The organism is Sphingomonas xinjiangensis (genome assembly GCF_014199255.1).
In the GTDB taxonomy this organism is placed as follows: domain Bacteria; phylum Pseudomonadota; class Alphaproteobacteria; order Sphingomonadales; family Sphingomonadaceae; genus Sphingomonas; species Sphingomonas xinjiangensis.
In genome coordinates, this window is sequence record NZ_JACIJF010000003.1 from 292,583 (window position 1) to 311,321 (window position 18,739).

13 protein-coding genes and 1 pseudogene are annotated in these 18,739 nt (G+C 65.9%); 5 read left to right on the top strand and 9 right to left on the bottom strand.

What is annotated here, in order from left to right; genetic code table 11:
• The 3 genes and pseudogenes from FHT02_RS21505 to FHT02_RS07175 form a co-directional block, all read right to left on the bottom strand.
• A pseudogene (locus FHT02_RS21505) lies at positions 1 to 219 on the bottom strand (glycoside hydrolase family 97 N-terminal domain-containing protein); the annotation flags it as partial.
• Entirely contained in the window at positions 216 to 1,835 is a 1,620-nt protein-coding gene (locus tag FHT02_RS07170) for an alpha-glucosidase (protein ID WP_184085966.1), read from the bottom strand. The pseudogene FHT02_RS21505 and the gene FHT02_RS07170, both read right to left, overlap by 4 nt.
• Complete coding sequence (locus tag FHT02_RS07175; protein WP_184085968.1) at positions 1,832 to 3,637, bottom strand: alpha-amylase family glycosyl hydrolase; 1,806 nt, start codon at positions 3,635 to 3,637, stop codon at positions 1,832 to 1,834. The genes FHT02_RS07170 and FHT02_RS07175 overlap by 4 nt, the downstream gene beginning before the upstream one ends.
• A gap of 144 nt (positions 3,638 to 3,781) precedes the next feature.
• On the opposite strand from FHT02_RS07175, the gene FHT02_RS07180 reads away from it, so the two are divergent.
• A complete protein-coding gene (locus FHT02_RS07180; RefSeq protein ID WP_184085970.1) occupies positions 3,782 to 4,834 on the top strand; it encodes a LacI family DNA-binding transcriptional regulator in 1,053 nt (350 codons plus the stop codon).
• Here FHT02_RS07180 and FHT02_RS07185 read toward each other — a convergent pair.
• The 3 genes from FHT02_RS07185 to FHT02_RS07195 all read right to left on the bottom strand — a co-directional run bounded on the left by FHT02_RS07185 (position 4,831) and on the right by FHT02_RS07195 (position 10,134).
• Complete coding sequence (locus FHT02_RS07185; protein ID WP_184085972.1) at positions 4,831 to 6,330, bottom strand: tryptophan halogenase family protein; 1,500 nt, start codon at positions 6,328 to 6,330, stop codon at positions 4,831 to 4,833. The genes FHT02_RS07180 and FHT02_RS07185 overlap by 4 nt on opposite strands.
• A 51-nt stretch (positions 6,331 to 6,381) precedes the next feature.
• Positions 6,382 to 9,297, bottom strand: a complete 2,916-nt coding sequence (locus tag FHT02_RS07190) for a TonB-dependent receptor (RefSeq protein ID WP_184085973.1) — start codon at positions 9,295 to 9,297, stop codon at positions 6,382 to 6,384.
• Positions 9,298 to 9,462: 165 nt separating this feature from the next.
• Entirely contained in the window at positions 9,463 to 10,134 is a 672-nt protein-coding gene (locus FHT02_RS07195; protein ID WP_184085975.1) for a DUF6445 family protein, read from the bottom strand.
• A 284-nt stretch (positions 10,135 to 10,418) separates the two neighbouring features.
• Here FHT02_RS07195 and FHT02_RS07200 point away from each other — a divergent pair, with 284 nt between their 5' ends.
• Together FHT02_RS07200 and FHT02_RS07205 are read left to right on the top strand one after the other, a co-directional pair.
• A complete protein-coding gene (locus FHT02_RS07200; protein WP_184085977.1) occupies positions 10,419 to 12,530 on the top strand; it encodes a TonB-dependent receptor in 2,112 nt (703 codons plus the stop codon).
• A 105-nt stretch (positions 12,531 to 12,635) separates the two neighbouring features.
• Positions 12,636 to 13,367, top strand: a complete 732-nt coding sequence (locus tag FHT02_RS07205; RefSeq protein WP_184085979.1) for a phosphatase PAP2 family protein — start codon at positions 12,636 to 12,638, stop codon at positions 13,365 to 13,367.
• Between the two features lie 3 nt (positions 13,368 to 13,370).
• Here FHT02_RS07205 and galE read toward each other — a convergent pair whose 3' ends face one another.
• Positions 13,371 to 14,366, bottom strand: a complete 996-nt coding sequence (galE, locus tag FHT02_RS07210; protein WP_184085980.1) for a UDP-glucose 4-epimerase GalE — start codon at positions 14,364 to 14,366, stop codon at positions 13,371 to 13,373.
• Between the two features lie 69 nt (positions 14,367 to 14,435).
• Here galE and msrA point away from each other — a divergent pair, with 69 nt between their 5' ends.
• On the top strand, positions 14,436 to 14,981 hold the full coding sequence (msrA, locus tag FHT02_RS07215; protein ID WP_184085983.1) for a peptide-methionine (S)-S-oxide reductase MsrA: 546 nt from the start codon (positions 14,436 to 14,438) through the stop codon (positions 14,979 to 14,981).
• 155 nt (positions 14,982 to 15,136) lie between these two features.
• Here the strand turns inward: msrA and FHT02_RS07220 are convergent, their stop codons facing one another.
• Positions 15,137 to 16,066 (bottom strand): L-threonylcarbamoyladenylate synthase, encoded by a 930-nt coding sequence (locus FHT02_RS07220; protein ID WP_184085984.1) that lies wholly within the window; start codon positions 16,064 to 16,066, stop codon positions 15,137 to 15,139.
• Between the two features lie 54 nt (positions 16,067 to 16,120).
• Here FHT02_RS07220 and FHT02_RS07225 point away from each other — a divergent pair, with 54 nt between their 5' ends.
• Positions 16,121 to 17,806 (top strand): acyl-CoA dehydrogenase family protein, encoded by a 1,686-nt coding sequence (locus FHT02_RS07225; RefSeq protein WP_184085985.1) that lies wholly within the window; start codon positions 16,121 to 16,123, stop codon positions 17,804 to 17,806.
• 214 nt (positions 17,807 to 18,020) lie between these two features.
• Here FHT02_RS07225 and FHT02_RS07230 read toward each other — a convergent pair whose 3' ends face one another.
• On the bottom strand, positions 18,021 to 18,671 hold the full coding sequence (locus FHT02_RS07230) for a hypothetical protein (RefSeq protein ID WP_184085987.1): 651 nt from the start codon (positions 18,669 to 18,671) through the stop codon (positions 18,021 to 18,023).
• Between the last annotated feature and the right edge of the window lie 68 nt (positions 18,672 to 18,739).

Sequence of the window (18,739 nt, forward strand, 5' to 3'; positions counted from 1 at the left end):
CGCGTCAGTGAACATCACGCCCAGACGGCTGGGGGCGACGACCGCCGTGCCGCGGCGGGTGACGGCGTAGGTTGGGCGACCGTCGTCATCGAGCGTGATCGCCACCTGGATCGGCTTGTCGGGCGAAGTGCCCGTTGCCTGCACAACCGGAGCGATCTGCGCATAAGCACTCGAAGTGGCGAGCAGTGCCAGCGCGCCGCCGAGAAGCGCCTTGGTCATGCTGCGTCTCCGATATTCTTCGCGAGTAGAGCGCCATAAGCGTCGAAGTGCCAGCCCTGGCTGGCGTGAGTGGCAACGGGATTCCAATGCTCGAAATCGGCAGGGACCCAGCGTTGCGGATGGGGCGAGAGGTTGAAGACGCAGAGCATCGTCTCGCCCGGCGCAGTGCGTTCGAGCGCGAGCATCGTGTCGCTTGCTTCCACAACGCGGATGTCGCCGGTGAGCAGCGCGGGATGGCGCTTGCGCAGCGCCAGCGTTTGGCGGGTCCAATGGAGGAGCGAGTACGGGTCTGCCTCTTGCCGATCGACGGCGAGCGCGGCGTGATCGTCGCCGGTGGGGAGCCACGTCGCAGCGGCGTCGGAGAAGCCGAGATTGGAGGCTTGCGATGACCACGCCATCGGCGTGCGCGCGCCGTCGCGCGACAAGGTGAGCGGCCAGTTGGCGATCGCCTCAGGGTCTTGGAGCGCCTCCAGCGGGAGGTCGACCTGGGTCAGACCCAGCTCCTCGCCATAATAGAGGAAGAGGTTGCCGCGCAACGAGGCGAGCAACAGCATCTTCATCCGGGCAAAGGCGTCGCGCTGGTCTGGGGCGGCCCAGCGCGAGATCGCGCGCGGCGCATCGTGATTCTCGAACGCCCAGCTCGGCCAGCCGACGCCGTCCTGTTCGGGCCATTTGGTCACGGCCTGCGCCACGGCGGCTGGAGTCAGTGCGGGCGCGTAGAGGAAGTCGAAGCCATAGGCGCTGTGCAGGCGGCGGCCTTGGGCAGTGAACAGCTTCATCTCGCGTTCGCTGTCCGGGCCGCCGACCTCAGCCACGGTGAAGCGCGCATCATAGCTGTCGAAGAGCGCCCGGATGCGCTCCAGAAAGCCGGGAATTGCGTCGTGGCTCTGGTTGAAGGTGTGGCGCTGGAAATCGAAAGGGCGCGTGCGCGGGGTGCCATCGTCGGGCGCGGGCGGATTATCGCGGAACTGCGGATCAAACATCATGAAGTTGATCGCGTCGATGCGGAAGCCATCGACGCCGCGCTCCAGCCAGAAGCGGGCAACATCGAGGAACGCCTGCTGCACGTCTGGATGGTGGCCGTTGACCTGCGGCTGCTCCTTCAGGAAGTTGTGCATGTAATATTGGCCGCGGCGCGCGTCCCAGGTCCAGGCTGGGCCGCCGAACACCGACTGCCAGTTGTTAGGCGGCGAACCATCGGGCTTGGCGTTGCGCCAGACATACCAGTCGGCCTTGGGGTTTGCATGGCTGGACCGGCTTTCGGCGAACCATGGATGCTGGTCGGAGGTGTGCGCCCAGACCTGGTCGACGATGACCTTGAGGCCAAGGGCATGTGCGCGGGCGACCAGCGCGTCGAAATCGGCAAGCGTGCCGAAGATCGGGTCGACGTCGCAATAGTCCGACACGTCATAGCCGAAATCGGCCATCGGCGAGCGGAAGAAGGGCGACAGCCACACCGCCTCGACGCCAAGGCTGGCGACATGGTCGAGATGGCGGGTGATCCCGGGCAGGTCGCCGACGCCGTCGCCGTTCGAGTCCGCGAAACTGCGCGGGTAGATCTGGTAGATGGTCGCGCCGTGCCACCAGGGGCGGTCGGGCGAAGTGTGAAAAGTCATCGAGGAACCTTCAACGCGCAGACGGCATAGCCGAGCGCAGGGAGCGTGACGGTGATGCTGCCGGGGGCGGAGACGCGGGCGGCGCAGCCTTTGCCGACGAGGGTGGCGGCGGTCGTGGCGCCCGTGCCGATCTCAACCTGACGCGTGATCGGCTGGGTTGAACTGTTGAACGCGAGTAGGACCTCGGCCCCGGTGTCGGGATCAAAGCGGGAGAGCGCGAGTAGGCCCGGCGCATCGCTGCGGGCGCGCAAGGTCTGCGTGCCGCGGGTGAGCGCAGGCGTGCGGGTGCGCAGGCGCGACAGCTCGGCAATCTCGCGGAACAGCGGATGGTCGCGGCCAAAGCTGGCGGTGGCCGTGGTCTTGGCCGTGCCGAGCAGGCGGTTGTCGTTGTAGACCGCGACCTTGCTGGCGAACATGTCCTCGCGCGAATCCTGGTCGTTGCCGTCGCCGACGAAACCCTGCTCGTCGCCCGAATAGAGCGTCGGCACGCCACGCAGCGTCAGCAGCATGGCGTGTGCCAGCTTCACCCGGGCGAGCACTTCGTCGTCGCTCGCCTGGGGCAACGCCTTGCGAACATAGAAAGCAAGGCGGCCGGCGTCGTGGTTGCTGACAAACGTGGGAAGCTGGATCGCGGTGGCATAGCCCCCGGCATAAAGGCTGTCGCCGAGCGTCAGCTTGTCCCAGGCCATCGGTTCCTGCTTGGCGGTGACGGCTTGGAGGATCGCTTGGCGGGTGGCGAAGTCGAGCACGCCGGGCAGCTTGTCAACAACCGTGTGCTTGGCCAGCATGCCGACGTCCAGGCTCTCATACGCCACCTCGCCGAAGATGTGGAAGTTGGGAATACCCCTGGCCTGCGCGCGGGCGCGCATTGCCGGGACGAAGGCCTGCCAGAATTCGGGATTGACGTGGCGCGCCGTATCGATGCGGAAGCCGTCGACGCCGTAGCGATCGATCCAGTCGCCGAAGATGTCGATCATGCCCTGCACGACCCTGGGGTTTTCGGTCATCAGATCGTCGAGGCCGACGAAGTCGCCGGTAGTGCTGCTTTCGTCGACGAAGGTGGTGTTTCCGCGATTGTGATAGAATAGCGGGTCGTTGAGCCAGGCGGGCACCTTCACATTGCGCTCGGCCGGGGGCACGAAGGGAGTGTAGGCGTAGCTAGGGTCAGTCAGGCGCGCGAAGTTCTCCGTGGTCTGCACCTGATCGCCCTCGAAGCCCGGGTTGATCGCGGCGCCGTTCACCCCGCCGCGGCGCTGATAGGGATAATCGGCGCGGCTGCGGTAGGTGCAGTCCACCACCCCGCCGCACTCGCGATACTGAATCACGTCCGCGGTGTGGTTGACGATGATGTCCATATAGACCTTCATGCCCTTGGCATGGGCCTGGTCGACCAGCGCCTTGAAGTCGGCGTTGCTGCCGAGATGCGGATCGACCTGCGTGAAGTCAGTGATCCAATAGCCGTGATAGCCGGCGGATTGGTGGCCCGGGCCACCCTGAACCGCCTTGTTCTTGAACACCGGGCCGACCCAGATTGCCGTGGCGCCGAGCGCCTGGATATAGTCGAGCCGGCGTGTCAGCCCCTTGAGGTCGCCGCCATGATAGAAGCCCTTGGCAGTGGGATCAAAGCCGGTTCGGAGCGCGCCGCCTTTCAGCCCACCGCGATCGTTCGCAGTGTCGCCATTCTCGAAACGGTCGGGAAGGAGGAAGTAGATTACTTCGTCCTGCGGCAGGCGTTCCTTATACGCCTGGGCAAGCGCGGGAGTGCCGATCATCAGCGCCAGCGCTGTCGCGAGCCTCAGCATGCTTCCCCTTCCGTCCTCGCGCAGCCGATCCGTTGCCGACTGCGTCTAGCGCCGTTGTGCGGGCGGCGTGGACGCAAGCCAAGGGGAGGGCATACGTATTCAGGCCCGCTATCGCGGGGCGTGCCGCTCCTGTAGGCTTGGGCCATGGCTGGGAGAGGTACAGGCCGCGGCAGGGCCGCTGCGGGCGACAAACCGACGTCGTTCGACATCGCGGCACTGGCGGGCGTGTCGCAGCCGACGGTGAGCCGGGCGCTGCGGGGCGATCGCACGGTAAGCGGCGCCACTCGGATGCGGATCGAGGCGATCGCGCAGCAACTAAACTACAAGGTCGACAAGAACGCGTCCTCGCTGCGGCGCGGGCAGAGCATGACGCTGGCGCTGCTGTTCTTCGAAGATCCGCTGGATGACGGCAACCTGATCAATCCGTTCTTTCTGTCGATGCTGGGATCGATCCTGCGCACCTGCGCGGCGCGTGGCTATGATCTGCTGACGTCGTTCCAGCAGCTCTCGGCCGACTGGCATGTCGATTACGAGGACAGCCGCAAGGCTGACGGGATCATCCTGCTCGGCTATGGCGATTACGAGTTGTACAAGGCGCGGCTGGCGCAGTTGGTGCGGCAGGGCACGCATTTCGTGCGCTGGGGAGCGGTGGATCCGGCCAAGCTGGGCACCACGATCGGGTGCGACAACCGGCTGGGCGGGCGCGACGCTGGCGCGCATCTGATCGAACGCGGGCGGCGGCGCATTGCGTTCATCGGTGAGGCGTCAGACCATTATCCCGAGTTCCGCGATCGCTATCGCGGGCTCGCTGAAGTTTTGCGAGAGGCCGGGCTGCCGGTCGATCCCGGGCTGCATGTCGACGCGCTGTCGATCGAGCAATCGGGCTATGACGCCGCGCAGCGGCTGCTTGGGCGCGGGGTCCCCTTCGACGCAATCTTTGCGGCGTCGGACCTGATCGCGCTAGGGACGATGCGCGCGCTGGCCGAGGCCGGGCTGCGCGTGCCGCAGGATGTGGCGATGGTCGGGTTCGACGACATTCCTTCAGCAAGCATGATCCAGCCGGCGCTCACCACGGTGGCGCAGGACTATCGCCGCGCGGGCGAGATGCTGGTGGATGCGCTGATTCGCCAGATCGGCAACGAGCCCGCGGACACGGCGCTGCTATCGCCGCGGCTGATCGTGCGGGCGTCGAGCTAGCCGCGCGCGGCGCAGTGCTGGGCGATAAAGGCGTCGTGGGGCGTGTAGCGGCTGGCTTCGCGGGTGTAGAGTTGCTCGATCGTGTCGAGGAACTCGGCGAGTTCGCCCTGTTCAATCTGGTCGGCTAGCGGGTGCCAGCCCGATGCTTCCACGCCCTGCCCTGCCAGTACCTGAAACCAGCCCGCTTCGGTGAACAGCTCCTCATGCTCGCGCACGATCTGGCCGCGCGCACGCCATAGGTCGAGCTTGGCCTGAAGCGTGTCTGGCAAGGCCATGTCGCGGCAGGCCTGCCAGAAGGGCTCCTGCCGCTGGTTGGCATGGTAGTGGAGTATCAGGAAGTCGCGGATGCGCTTGATCTCGAAATCGGCCTGGCGGTTATATTCGCGGCGCTCGGCTTCGGCGATGGGGCGCCCGGGCAGCAGTTTGAGCAACCGCGAGATCGCCGACTGGATCAAGTGGATGCTGGTGGATTCGAGGGGTTCGAGAAAGCCGCTCGCCAGGCCGATGGCGATGACGTTTCGGTTCCAACATTTGCGGCGGCGGCCGGTGGTGAAATGCAGCTGTCTAACATCTTGTCGACGCGGAAAATCAACATTCTCGAGCAGGGTCGTTTCGGCTTCGTCATCACTGAGAAAGGCGCTGCTATAGACCAGGCCGTTGCCGACGCGGTGTTGTAGTGGGATACGCCACTGCCACCCCGCAGCGCGGGCGATGGCGCGGGTATAAGGGAGCGCCGCGCCGGCTGTCGCGGTGGGCACGGCCAGCGCACGGTCGCAGGGGAGCCAGTGCGTCCAGCTTTCATAGCCTGTGGCGAGTGCGCCCTCGATCAGCAGGCCGCGAAAGCCGGTGCAGTCGATGAACAGGTCGCCCTCGACCCGGCGCTCACCTTCGAGCAGCAGCGCGGTGACGTCGCCGGTGTCGCCGTCCTGCTCGGCCTTGAGGATGCGGCCCTCGATCCGATCGACGCCGCGATTCTCAGCGAAGCGGCGCAAGTAGCGGGCGAACAGGCTCGCGTCGAAATGATAGGCGTAAGGGACAGGCGGGATGGTCGGCGCAGTGATCGGGTCGCCGCGATGCACTCGTCCTGCCCGCGCCGCGATTTCATTGAGCGAGTAGGCGGCAAGCGGCTTGGCGAAGCCACCGGCCCTGGCGCGCAGCCAGAGGTGCTGGAAGGGGCTCATGCCGACATCGCGGCCGATGTCGCCGAACGCGTGCATGTAGCGGTGACCCGACTCACGCCACCCGTCAAACTCGATCCCGAGCTTGAGCGTGCCTCCGGTCGCGCGAAGGAACGCATCCTCGTCCAGCCCGAGCGCGCGCAAGTAGAGACGGATCTGTGGAATGGTCGCCTCGCCCACGCCGACCGTGCCGATCTCCTCGGACTCGACCAGGCGGATGCGGAAGCCGCGCTCGAGGAACTGGCCCAGCGCCGCCGCGGTCATCCAGCCCGCGGTGCCGCCGCCGGCGATCACGATCGTATAGGGTTGCGCGTCCATGGGCCTCCCCAGAAGGACCGGGCCTGCCGCGAAGGGCAGGCCCGGCGCCGATCAGAACTTGTAGGTCAGGCCGATATAATAATCGCGGCCATAGCGCTGATAATCGATCACCTGGCGCCGGTCGTCATTCTGATAGGTGACGAACGGACGATCGGTGAGGTTCTTGGCCTGGGCGAGGATCGAGAAGCCCTGGAGCGGGCCGCTCTGGAACTCATAACCGATCTGCGCATCGAGAATGCCCTCGGCGCGGGCCGTGCGGTAGGTCGGGTTGGCGGACAGGCCGGCGACTTCGGCAAGGAAGGACGAGCGGTAGCGATAGTTCGCGCGCGCCTGGAAGCCCCATTTCTCGAAGTACAGCGTGCCGCTCGCGGTCCATTTGGACAGGCCCGGCAGCGTGATCGGATCGGTCGGGTTGCTGTCGAACTTGATCGTCGATTCGGTGTAGTTGCCGCTCACGAACACGCCAAAGCCGTCGAGCGCGCCAGTGACCGCCTTGAACGGCAGCGACAGCGTGGCCTCGACGCCGAGCACTTCGCCATCGCCGGTATTGGCAGGCGCCGACACGTTGCCGATCGCGAGACCATTGGCGGTGACAATCGCCTGCTGCGCAGGGGTGAGCGCCCCCAACAGGCTGCTGAAATCGTACGCGTAGCTGTTGTTGGGATCGACGAAGTCGGTGAGGTGCTTGAAGTAGCCCGACAGGGCGACATAGCCGCCATCGGTGAAATACTTCTCCAGCGACACGTCGATATTAGTCGATTGGTAGGGCCGCAGCGCCACGTTGCCGCCGGTCGAGGTGAACACCGGATTCAGCCCGGCATTGGTGTTGTTGACCTGGATGTTGGCCAAGTTGATGCTCACATCCTGGGTTACGCGCTCCTGATCAAGGCGCGGACGCACCATGGTCTGCGAGGCGCCGAGCTTGACGAAGCCGCCGTCGATCAACTCGACCGACATCGTCGCGCTGGGCAGGAAGTTGGTGTATTTCTCGGTCTGGTCGGCAGGCGCGATAGTCACGACGCCGCCCACGACACTGGCGATCTGGCCGGTCGAACGCTGTTCGGTGTGGATCACCTGGACGCCGACCGAGCCGCGGAGCGGCTTGCCGCCGACTTCGCCATCGATGCCGATCTTGGCATAGCCGGTATAGACATTCTCGAGCACGACATTGTCGCGGACCAGCGCCGAGGGGCGATTGTCGAACGCCGAATTGAGCGCATTATCATAGAGGTAAAGCGGGTCCAGCGTCAGCATCGCGGGAATGCCGAGATAGTCGAGCGGGATGTTCTCACCCAGGATCGCTTCGGACGGCACCGCCAGGGTGGTCGGCGTGCCGCTGGCGACGGTGCAGCCGGTGCCCGGGCCGCGCGGGCACAGGAAGTAAGAAGTGTATTCGCTGGTCTTCTCACGCCGGCTGTAATTGGCGCCGACCTCCCAGCTCTTGATCGCGCTGTTCTCGAACTCGCCATTCAGGCTGGCGCGCAGCGACTTCAGATCGTCCTTGAAGCTCGGACGGTTGAGGAAGCCCGACTGCACGACCTGCTGGGTACCGTTATTGCCCCAGCCCTGCGGGTCGGTCAGGCGAAAGATGCTGGTGTCGGTATAGTCGAGTGTCGGTACGATCTTGTAGGTGCCGTTGCCGTTCTGGGTGACGCGCACCGTGTCGGGAAGCCCGCCGCGCGCGAAACCGCTGCCGGTGTTGGTTTCGAGCAGGAAGTCGGTGCGGTCGGCGCGTGACCAGCTGGCATCGACGTTGAAATGGACATTGTCGGCGATACGGAAGTCGTTGTTCCAGCCGAGCGACAGGTTCTCCGCCTTGCGCTGGTTATAATCGTTGCGCTGGACGGCAAAGACGTTGGTGAAGGTGGTCGCGGTGGCGAAATTGTCCTCGACGGTCAGGTTGCTTTGCAGCGGATCGGAGAAGCCGAGCGGGAATTCGATGCCGCGCAGGCGCTGCGTCTCTTCGAAGTTCGAATAGAGCGCGTCAAAGGTCGAGTGGAACGAGTCCGAAGGCTCCCATTCCACCGTGCCGACCGCACCATAGCGCTTTAGCTCGTTGGACTGGACATAGGGCTTGGCGCCGCCAAGGACATAGGGCGAGGCGGCAGTGCCGGCGCCCGAATAGCCCCAGGCATTGTAGCGCTCGTCCTGCGACGGGGTGGAAGTCGCCGAGACGCCGATGGCGATGCCGAGCGTGTCGCCCGCGAACTTATCGATATACGTCGCCGAAGCGCGATAGCCGTAGCGCGACGAATCCGGGTTGAGGTTCTTGATGCCGTTCATCTGGCCGCGCGCGTTGATCGCGAAGACGCGGTCCTTCTGATCGAGCGGGCGCAGCATGCGCAAGTCGACCGTGCCCGAAATGCCGGCGGCGATCAGCGAGGCGTCGGCGGACTTGTAGACATTGACGTTGCGGAAGAATTCGGAGGGATATTGATCATATTCCACGCCGCGATTGTCGCCGACGGTGACCTGTTCGCGCCCGTTGAGCAGCGTGGTCGAAAAGTCGGGCCCCAGGCCGCGGATCGACAGGCGCTGGTCGCGCCCTTCGAGGCGCTGGGCAGTGACGCCGGGCAGGCGCGCGAGCGAATCCGCGATCGAAACGTCGGGCAGCTTGCCGACATCCTCGGCACTGACGGAGTCGACGATCAGCGTGGCATCGCGCTTGATCCGGGCCGAGTTGGCGAGCGAGGCTCGGATGCCAGTGACGACGACTTCATCACCCTGATCAACTGCGTTCTCACTAGTCTGCTCCTGCGCCGCTTCCTGGTTGGGCGTCGGATCGGCCGAAGGCGGCGGCGCCTGGACGGTGGCCGCGGCTGGAGGATTGGCGGTCGGCGAATTAGGGTTCGGCGTTTCCTGCGCGAATGCTGCGCCGCCGGTCACCAGGAGCACGCTGCCGATCGCAACGGAGCTGGAGCGCAGCGCGACGCGGGCGCGGCGCGAGAAATGGTTGTCGTGGGACATCGATGATCCTCCCCTGTCTGCGTCATGCCCCCACCCGCTTCCATCGCGGATGATCAGCTGACTGCTTGGGGCGTTCTTGGACCCGGGAGCGAAGCCGTGCCAAGTTGGCCACATACGTATTCACGCAGGTGGCGCAGCGGCGTGCTCTCTGCGCAACAGCTGTGGCTAGGGGCGCAGATCGAGGAAGGTGTTGACGGTCAGGCGGCCCCGCAACGGGTCGGCGGCAAGTGGAATTCCGTCGGGAATGTGGGCGCAGTGCAGGGTGCTGGAGCGATACAGCAGCGCGCGATTGAACCGGCCCTGGTGCAGGGCCACTTGTTCGAAGATCGGCGTGTCGCCCGCAATATATCCGGGCCCTGGCAATCCATGCCGCCGCAAATCCGCGTCGAGCGCCTCGCGATAAGCTGCAAGCCGATTGGACTCGACCGCCTCCATTCCCGTCGCCCTGTGGCGGTAAAAGCCGGTTCCCGATGTTTCGTCAGGCGATAGAAAGTGGAGCAGCGCGAGGCGGCTGAGCGACACCTCATCGAAATGCGGCAGGCGCTGGATCGCCGCGAGCCTTTCGGGTGGCGTCGTCACAAGCGAGTAGAAGGCATCGACGATCTGCAACTGTCCCGGGCCGAACACGTCGCGCACGATCGGCTCCAGCTGATCGAGCAGCGGCGCAAGCATGCGATGCGCAACGGGCGCGCGCACACCGGGGTAATGTGGCCCAACGGCAGAGAAGGAGAGGAAACTGGCATCCTCACGGAAACGCTCAGCATCAGCGAACTCGTCGATCACCACCACCGGATGACGCTCATTCCCCTGATGATGCACGGATACTTGCCAGGGCATGGCCGATCCTATCCCCCGCAGCCCTGGCGCCGTCAACGTCCAACGCGAGTGCGCCATACCCTTCCATCCACACGCCTGGCCCTTGCTTCACGCCAGCCGTGCGCGTTGCACGCATGCGCCGATGCCGAGCGCATCGGGTAAGGGTGCCGAGAATCATGCGAGAATGGCGGCGCGCTTGCAGGCGAGCACGCGAGACGCCCGACGCCTCGAGCCATCAAAAGTTCTTGATATCATATAACATCGCAATTATTGCTGACAGAAATATTCGCCGGTTAGGACTTTGAATGTTGCGTCGCCTGTTGCTCGCCTCTGTCGCTTTGATCGCCTCCCCCGCTTTTGCCAACGAAGTGCCGGCCCGCACCGACGCCGACGCGCCCGTTGTGCCCGCCGCCGCAGCGCCTGCCGGGCAGGATCACCAGCAGCCGACGCAGGAAGTCGTCGTCACCGGCTCGCGCCCGCGCGCGACCGCCGATGTGCTGGGTGGAGTCACGGTGCTTTCCGGCCAGGAACTGACCCGTCAGCTGCGCCCGACCATCGGCGAAACCCTTGCACGCCAGCCCGGCGTGTCGGCCACATCGTTCGGCCCCAACGCATCGCGGCCCGTGCTGCGCGGCTTTGTCGGTGCGCGTGCGCCGCTGCTGATCGACGGCATCGGCAGCATCGACGTGTCGAACACATCGGCCGATCATGCCCCGGTCATCAACCCGCTCACCGCCGACCGCATCGAAGTGTTGCGCGGCCCCACCGCGCTGATCTTCGGCCCCTCGGCAGTCGGCGGCGTGGTCAACGTCATCGACAGCCGCATTCCGCGCCACATGCCCGAGGAAGCGGTGCACGCCGACGGCATCGCCAGCTATGGCAGCGCAGCCGATGAGCGTTCGGTCTCGGCCGCGATCGACCTGCCCGCCGCGGGCAAGATCGTCCTCCACGCCGATGGCAGCTATACCAAGACCAACGACCAGAATACCGGCGGCTATGTGCTAAGCCGCGATCTCCGCCGCCAGGCGGCCGCCAGCGCCGAACCGGAAATCCAGGAACTCGCCGACCTGAAGGGCACGGTCCCCAACACCGCCGCTGAAACGTGGGAAGTCGCCGGTGGCGCGGCGATCGTCGACGACCGCGGCAATCTCGGCTTCTCGGTCAGCCATTTCGACAGCCTGTACGGCGTTCCCGTGCGCTATTCGCTCGATCCCGCAGTGGAGGCGGAGAATGTGCGCCTCCACGTCAAGCAGGACCGCTTCGACCTGCGCGGCGAAGTCGATACCGGCGATGGCTTTCTCCGCCAGATTCGCCTGCGCGCCGCTATCGCCGACTATCAGCACCAGGAAATCGAGGACACCGGCGAAGTCGGCACCACCTTCTACAACCAGGGTCTGGAAGGCCGCCTCGAACTCGTGCAGCGCGCCACCGATAGGTGGGACGGCCTGATCGGCGGGCAGTTCTCGATCCGCAACTTGCACGTGGTGGGCGAGGAGAAGTTCCTGCCCCGGAACGAAGCCCAGCAGTTCGGCGCGTTCACGCTCCAGTCGCTCGACTTCGGCGCGCTCAAGGCCGAAGGGGCGCTCCGCTACGAGCACAACCAGCTCACCGCGCAGGCGGATGCCGATATCGGCAATCCGGCGTACCGCCGCAGCTTCGACACGCTCTCGGGCTCGCTGGGCGCCAGCTATGCGCTCGCGCCGGGCATCCGATTGGGGCTTAACGGCTCGCGCAGCGAACGCGCGCCCACGCCGGAGGAACTGTTCGCCAATGGGCCCCACGCCGGCACCCAGGCGTTCGAGATCGGCAATCCCGATTTCACCACCGAAAAGGCCTGGGGCCTCGAAGCCACGCTGAAGGGCTCAGGCGATGGCTGGAGCTTCTCCACCGCGGCATATTATAACTGGTTCTCCGACTATATCTTCGACACGCCGACCGGCGAGACCGAAGACGACTTGCCGGTGTTCCAGTACGTCCAGGCGGACGCACGCTATTACGGCTTTGAAGCGGAAGGATCGGTGCGGCTCGGCCAGATCGGTGGCTTCCGCGTCAACGCCGACGCGCTTGCCGATTATGTCCATGCCGAGGTGGTCGATAGCGGCCCGGTGCCGCGCATTCCGCCGCTGCGCGTGATGGGCGGACTGGAAGCGCAATCGGACCTGTTCAACGCGCGCATCGAAGTCGAGCGCAACTTCAAGCAGGACCGCGTCGCCGCGTTCGAAACGGAGACCAACGGCTTCACGCTGGTCAATGCCTCGGTCGCGTGGAAGCCTTGGGGTGCCGCCTCGAACACCAGCCTGCTCCTGTCGGCGAACAACCTGTTCGACGTTGAAGCCCGCCGCCACACCAGCGTCCTCAAGGACTATGCGCCGCTAGCCGGACGCGACCTCCGCGCGACGCTGCGGGTGCAGATCTAGGGCATACTGCCCACCCCGCGGGGCGGGGTTGGTTCGACTACCCTCTCCCCCATGTGGGAGAGGGCGGGGACGCAACTCCAGCGCCTTCGGTCCGTTGGCGCAACGATGACTCCGCCCGCGCCACCATCCGGAACCCTCCGCCCCGAAGCGGCAGCCTCACGCCGTGTCCCCTGGCCGATCGTCGCTGCCGCGGGCTTTGCGCTCTTGCTGCTCGCCTTGCTCTGGCTGGGCCGTCACTTGGCGCAGGGTCCAGGGTCGCTCGACCGGACGATCATGCTGGCGATGCGCGTACCGGGAAACCCGGCTCAGCCGATCGGCCCGGCCTGGCTCCCCTCGGCGGTGCGCGACATCACCGCGCTTGGCAGCACCATCGTGCTCACGCTGGTGGTGACTCTGACGGCGGTTTTCCTGCTGCTCCAGCGCCGCTTCCGCAGCGCCGCGCTGGTGGTCGGCGCCACGACGCTTGGCGCCTGGGTGATCACGCTGATCAAGGCGCTGGTCAGCCGCGCCCGGCCCGACCTGATCGATCGGCTGATGGTCGAGACCTCGAACAGCTTTCCCAGCGGTCACGCCGCCAACAGCGCGATCGTCTATCTGACGCTGGCCACGCTGCTCTTCCCGGTGGTCAGCGGCTGGCGGACGCGCGCCTATCTCCTCACCGTCGCACTCGCGCTGGTTGCGGCGATCGGGATCAGCCGGCTGTACTTGGGCGTCCACTGGCCAAGCGATGTCGCGGCAGGCTGGGCGTTCGGCAGCGCCTGGGCGATGCTCTGGTGGCGCCTTGAACTGACTCTGTTCCGCAAGTCCGGTCCTCCCCCGCGCAGCGGGGAAGGTTAGACGTCAGCCCCGCTCGGCGAGCGCCCGTTCCCAGGCCAGCGCATCCTTCACGATCCCTTCCAGATCGTCATGCTTGGGCCGCCAGGGCAGCGTCGCCAGGATCTTGGAATTGTCGGCCACCAGCGCATCGGGATCGCCCGCGCGCCGGCCTTCCATCCGCCGTTCGATCGTCCGGTTGGTCACGCGATCCACGGCGTCGAGCACCTGCATAACCGAGAAACCCCGGCCATAGCCGCAGTTCATCGTGTGGCTTTCCTGCGGCCGCGCGATCAGCAGGTCGAGCGCGTCGACATGCGCCGCGGCCAGATCGGTGACGTGGATATAATCGCGCACGCCGGTGCCGTCGTCGGTGGCGAAGTCGGTGCCGAACACGCTCACCGCCGCGCGCTTGCCGGTCGCCGCTTCGGCAGCGATCTTGATCAGATGCGTCGCGCCCGCGGTCGACTGTCCGGAACGCCCCTGCGGATCGGCCCCCGCGACGTTGAAGTAGCGCAGCGCGCAGTAATTGATCGGGTGCGCCGCCGCGACGTCGCGCAGCATGAACTCGGTCATCAGCTTCGACATGCCATAGGGGTTGATCGGCGATTTCGGCGAATCCTCCGAAATCGGCACCTGCTCGGGAATGCCATAGGTCGCCGCGGTCGAGGAGAAGATGAAATGCTTCACCCCCTCGGCCACCGCGCTCTCGATCAGCGACCGGCTCGCCACCGTGTTGTTGCGATAGTATTTCAGCGGATCGCTTACCGATTCCGGCACCACTACCGATCCGGCGAAGTGCATCACGGCGATCACGCCTTCGTCGCGCATCGTCTGGCGCACGACGGCCTCATCCTCGATGCTGGCCACGACCAGCTTGGCGCGCTTGTCGACGGCCCAGTCGAACCCGGTCACCAGATTGTCGACCACCACGACCTTCCAGCCGGCGTCGAGCAACGCCAGCACCGCATGGCTGCCGATATAGCCCGCCCCGCCCGTCACCAGCACCGTACCGTCGCGCATCACCGTCTCCTTCATGTCGCGTTGCGGCATAGCCGCACGGCACCTACATTCCAAACAAAGGAGATCAGAATGGCGAAGGAAATTGCAACGCTGGCCGGCGGCTGCTTCTGGTGCACCGAAGCGGTGTTCAAGGACGTCATCGGCGTCGAGACCGTGGAAAGCGGCTATATCGGCGGCAGCAAGGCGAACCCGACCTACAAGGAAGTGTGCGGCGGCAATACCGGCCATGCCGAAGCGATCCGGGTCACCTTCGACACCGATCAGGTCAGCTATGGCGAGATCCTCGACATCTTCTTCGCCACGCACGACCCGACCCAGCTCAACCGCCAGGGCAACGATGTCGGCACGCAATATCGCTCTGCCGTCTTCCCGCACTCCCCTGAGCAGGAAGCCGAAGTGAAGGCCGCGATGGAGCGCGCCAGCGCCGACTGGCCTGCCCCGATCGTCACCACGATCGAGCCGCTGTCGGACTGGTATCCGGCCGAGGACTATCATCAGGAATATTGGCAGGGCGAAGGTCAGCGTAACCCCTACTGCCTGTCGGTGATCCCGCCCAAGCTGCGCAAATTGCGCAAAAGCTTCGCGGCGCGCGTCAAGGAAGGCGCTGCCGCCTGACCTTGTATCTTCCACTCTCTGCAAGGGAGGGGATCAAGAGGCGGGTATAGGGAAGGTCGAGGCCCGATGCCTCGGCCTTTCTTTTGTCCAACCGATAGGAACTGGCTGACGCTCGCACCCACCCCCGGCCCTTCCCTTGCAGGGAGGGGAGCGGATCACCGCGGCGCCGCCGCCCGCCGCAACCGATCGTTGATCGCTACGCCGATCCCAAGCTCCGGCACTGGCGCCACGGCGATCCCGCCATCTGCGCGCGCATCCGCCCGGTGCAGCGCCGCGAACAGGTTAGCCGCCGCCTCGGTCAGGTCGCCGCGCAGCGACAGCGTGTCGTCGCCCAACACCGCACCGAACCCGATCAGCCACTCGCCGGCCTCGCGCTCGTGCGCGTTCAACCGCAGCGGCTTGCCCGGCGCATAATGGCTCTCCAATTGTCCGGGCGCGACGATGGTCCCGTTGCCCCCGATCTGCGCCCGCCCATCGGGGAACAGGTCGCGCAGGCTCAGCGGCCCAGGCCGCAACACGCTCCGTCCCTGCACGATTGTCGATTCCAGCCCCGCCGGCGTCGCCCCGTCATCGATCACCAGCGGTATCCGTCCCGCCAGGCTCGTCGCGACATGCTCGGCGCGGGTCGGCGAAATGCCCCCGCTGGCATTGGCCGAAGGCGCGGCCAGCGGCAGCCCGCTTGCGTCGAGCAGCGCCTGCATCGCGCGATGGTCGGGCACCCGCAGCGCGATCGTGTCCAGCCCGGCCGTGACCAGCGGCGAGATCCCCGCCTCCGCCCGCAGCGGCAGCACCAACGTCAGCGGCCCAGGCCAGAACCGCCGTGCCAGCACGCGGGCATCGTCATCGAACACCGCGATCAGCTCGGCGGCCTCCAGGTCAGGCACATGCACGATCAGCGGGTTGAAGCTCGGCCGCCCCTTGGCTTCGTAAATGCCCGCTACGGCACGCGAATCGGTGGCATCAGCGGCGAGCCCGTACACGGTTTCCGTCGGTACCGCGGCGCAGCCACCGGCGCGAATCACCTGCGCGGCCTCGGCGATCGCGGCCTCGCCGTAGGGTAAGATGCGCGGATTTGTCGGGCTCACGCAGAGCGCGCTATAGCGCCCCGCAAAGCCGTACAAGAAAAAGAGAGGACAGCAATGTTCACCCCCATCCCCGCCGAGCAGCGCTTCGTGCTCGATCACCTCGTCCGCCTGGCCGAGATCAGCCCCGAATCCACCGACCTGCTCGACGCCGTGCTCGATGGCGCGGGCGAATTCGCGGCGGGAGAATGGGCGCCGCTCGAGCGCATCGGCGACACCGTCGGTGCCAAGTGGAGCGAAGACGGGGTGAAGATGCCTGAAGGCTATCCCGCGGCGTACCAGGCCTATGTCGCGAACGGCTGGGGCACGATCGGCTCGCCCGCCGACCATGGCGGCCAAGGCCTGCCGGTCAGCCTTGCCGCGGCCGTGCTCGAGACGCTGGGCACCGCCAATATGGGCTTCGGGCTCGCCCCCACCCTCACCGTCGGCGCGATCGAGGCGCTGGTCCATCACGGCTCGCCCGAGCAGCAGGCGCTCTATCTGCCCAAACTCTCGACCGGCGAGTGGACCGGCACGATGAATCTCACCGAGCCGCAGGCCGGCACCGATGTCGGCGCGCTCAAGACCAAGGCCGATCCGGTTGGCGACGGCACCTATCGCATCAAGGGCGTCAAGATCTTCATCTCGTTCGGCGACCACGACATGGCGGAGAACATCGTCCATCTGGTCCTTGCCCGCACCCCCGGCGCGCCCGCCGGGACCAAGGGGCTTTCGCTATTCCTCGTCCCCAAATTTCGCCTCAACACCGACGGCACGCCGGGCACCCCAAACGACGTGCGCGTCGTTTCCATCGAGCACAAGATGGGCCTCCACGCCTCGCCCACCTGCGTGCTGAGCTTCGGCGATCATGACGACTGCATCGGCGAACTGATCGGCCCGGAATTTGGCGGCATCCGCGCGATGTTCACGATGATGAACAACGCCCGGCTCAATGTCGGCCTCCAGGGCGTGCAGGTGGCGGAGCGCGCGACCCAGCGCGCCGCCACCTATGCCCGCGACCGCATCCAGGGCGCCCGTGCCGGTGCTGCCGCGGCGATCATCGAGCATCCCGATGTGCGCCGCATGCTGCTGCGCATGAAGGCGCAGACCCAGGCCGCGCGCGCGCTCGTCTATTACGCCTTCGGCCAGCTCGATCGCGGCCATGCCGGCGACGCACAGGCAAAGGCGCTGGTCGAGCTGCTCACCCCGCTTGCCAAGGCGCACGCCACCGACCTCGGCAACGAAGTCGCCAGCCTGGGGCTCCAGGTCCATGGCGGCATGGGCTATATCGAGGAGACCGGCGCCGCGCAGCATTTCCGCGACGCCCGCATCACGCCGATCTATGAAGGCACCAACGGCGTCCAGGCCGCCGATCTGGTCGGCCGCAAGCTCAACATGGACGGCGGCGCCACGGTGCTTAGCCTGCTCGACCGGATGCGCGGCGAGGCTCAAGACGCTGGCCTGCACGCCCTGATCGACGCCTGCGCCGACATCACCGGCCGCCTGCTCGCCGCCGACATGGACGACCGTTTGGCCGCGAGCTACCCGTTCCTGACCATGCTCTCCGTCGCGGTCTGCGGCTGGCTGATGGAGCAAAGCGGCCGCATCGCCGCGAGCAGCGAAGGCGACCCCGCTTTCCTCAAAATGAAGCAGGTCTCGGCGCGCTTCTACGTCGAACAGATCGTCCCCGAAGCGCTGGGTCTCAAAGCCGCGGCCACCGCGAAGGCCGACATTCTCTATGCGCTGGACGCCGCCGCCTTTTAATCGTCCACGAAGAAAGAAGCAGGAGTTCGCGCAGAGGCGAAGGCCCAGAGAAGAAGGTTAGAGCGATGGCGCAATAGCGGCTTTCAGCCAGCTTGTGCGTGGTTCGGGTGCTTGAGATGTCTCCCGAACCCCCGCTTGGCATTTCTCTGCGCCTCCGCGCCTCTGCGCGAACTCCTGGCTTCTTCCAAGTCTCGCGCCTTCGCGCGCCCGAAACTCACCGAAAGCTGAAGTTCACCGGCTGCACGCTCGCGGCGTTCCCGTCGAACGCGCTCGCCGCATAGGGTCCGTCACGCGTCACCCAGTGCAGGAACAAGTGCGCCGACCAGTAATTCGGGTTGGGCGTGGTCCGCCCATGGCGCCGCGTCACGCCCTGGTACAACATGGCGTCGCCCGGCCGCATGGCGACCGACCGGTACGGCACCGCGCCCCAGCTATCCTCCACCGCCGGCCCGGGCTCGGCAGGCTCGCTGCCAATCTCCAGGTCCCAGGCCACGCCATCGCTATAATCCAGCGTCAGCGACATGCTCACCTCGCACGAATAGCGGTCGCTATGGACCCGGCACACATCGCCTTCGCGATAGATACGGAAATAGTCATAGCTCGGCAGCAAATCGCGCCCGATCAGCTGCGACACCACTGGCGTGAGCCCCCAGAGCAGCCCCAGCATCGGTGGATAATGATAGCCATACAGCTCGATCGCGTCGCGCTTCAGCAGGTTCGATCCACGCGTGAGCTGATTCAGGCTGCCTCCGCCGCGCTCCACATCGCTCTTCAGCTGGTGCAGAAACGCGCGGCACACCTCCACCGGCACCAGCCCCTCGACCAGTGCATAGCCGTCCCGCTCGAAATCCCCGCTCGTCCGCATGGCGCGATCATAAGCGGCGGCAGGGACCCGGCAAGATCGATTTATGCGTAGTTGGAGAAGAGAACGGT

Bases quoted from the DNA above. Each gene is read 5' to 3' on its own strand.
- FHT02_RS07225 (WP_184085985.1), top strand. From the start codon at position 16,121: ATGTTCACCCCCATCCCCGCCGAGCAGCGCTTCGTGCTCGATCACCTC.
- FHT02_RS07170 (WP_184085966.1), bottom strand. From the start codon at position 1,835: ATGACTTTTCACACTTCGCCCGACCGCCCCTGGTGGCACGGCGCGACC.
- FHT02_RS07180 (WP_184085970.1), top strand. From the start codon at position 3,782: ATGGCTGGGAGAGGTACAGGCCGCGGCAGGGCCGCTGCGGGCGACAAA.
- msrA (WP_184085983.1), top strand. From the start codon at position 14,436: ATGGCGAAGGAAATTGCAACGCTGGCCGGCGGCTGCTTCTGGTGCACC.
- FHT02_RS07230 (WP_184085987.1), bottom strand. From the start codon at position 18,671: ATGCGGACGAGCGGGGATTTCGAGCGGGACGGCTATGCACTGGTCGAG.
- FHT02_RS07185 (WP_184085972.1), bottom strand. From the start codon at position 6,330: ATGGACGCGCAACCCTATACGATCGTGATCGCCGGCGGCGGCACCGCG.
- FHT02_RS07190 (WP_184085973.1), bottom strand. From the start codon at position 9,297: ATGTCCCACGACAACCATTTCTCGCGCCGCGCCCGCGTCGCGCTGCGC.
- FHT02_RS07205 (WP_184085979.1), top strand. From the start codon at position 12,636: ATGACTCCGCCCGCGCCACCATCCGGAACCCTCCGCCCCGAAGCGGCA.
- galE (WP_184085980.1), bottom strand. From the start codon at position 14,366: ATGCGCGACGGTACGGTGCTGGTGACGGGCGGGGCGGGCTATATCGGC.
- FHT02_RS07195 (WP_184085975.1), bottom strand. From the start codon at position 10,134: ATGCCCTGGCAAGTATCCGTGCATCATCAGGGGAATGAGCGTCATCCG.
- FHT02_RS07175 (WP_184085968.1), bottom strand. From the start codon at position 3,637: ATGCTGAGGCTCGCGACAGCGCTGGCGCTGATGATCGGCACTCCCGCG.
- FHT02_RS07200 (WP_184085977.1), top strand. From the start codon at position 10,419: ATGTTGCGTCGCCTGTTGCTCGCCTCTGTCGCTTTGATCGCCTCCCCC.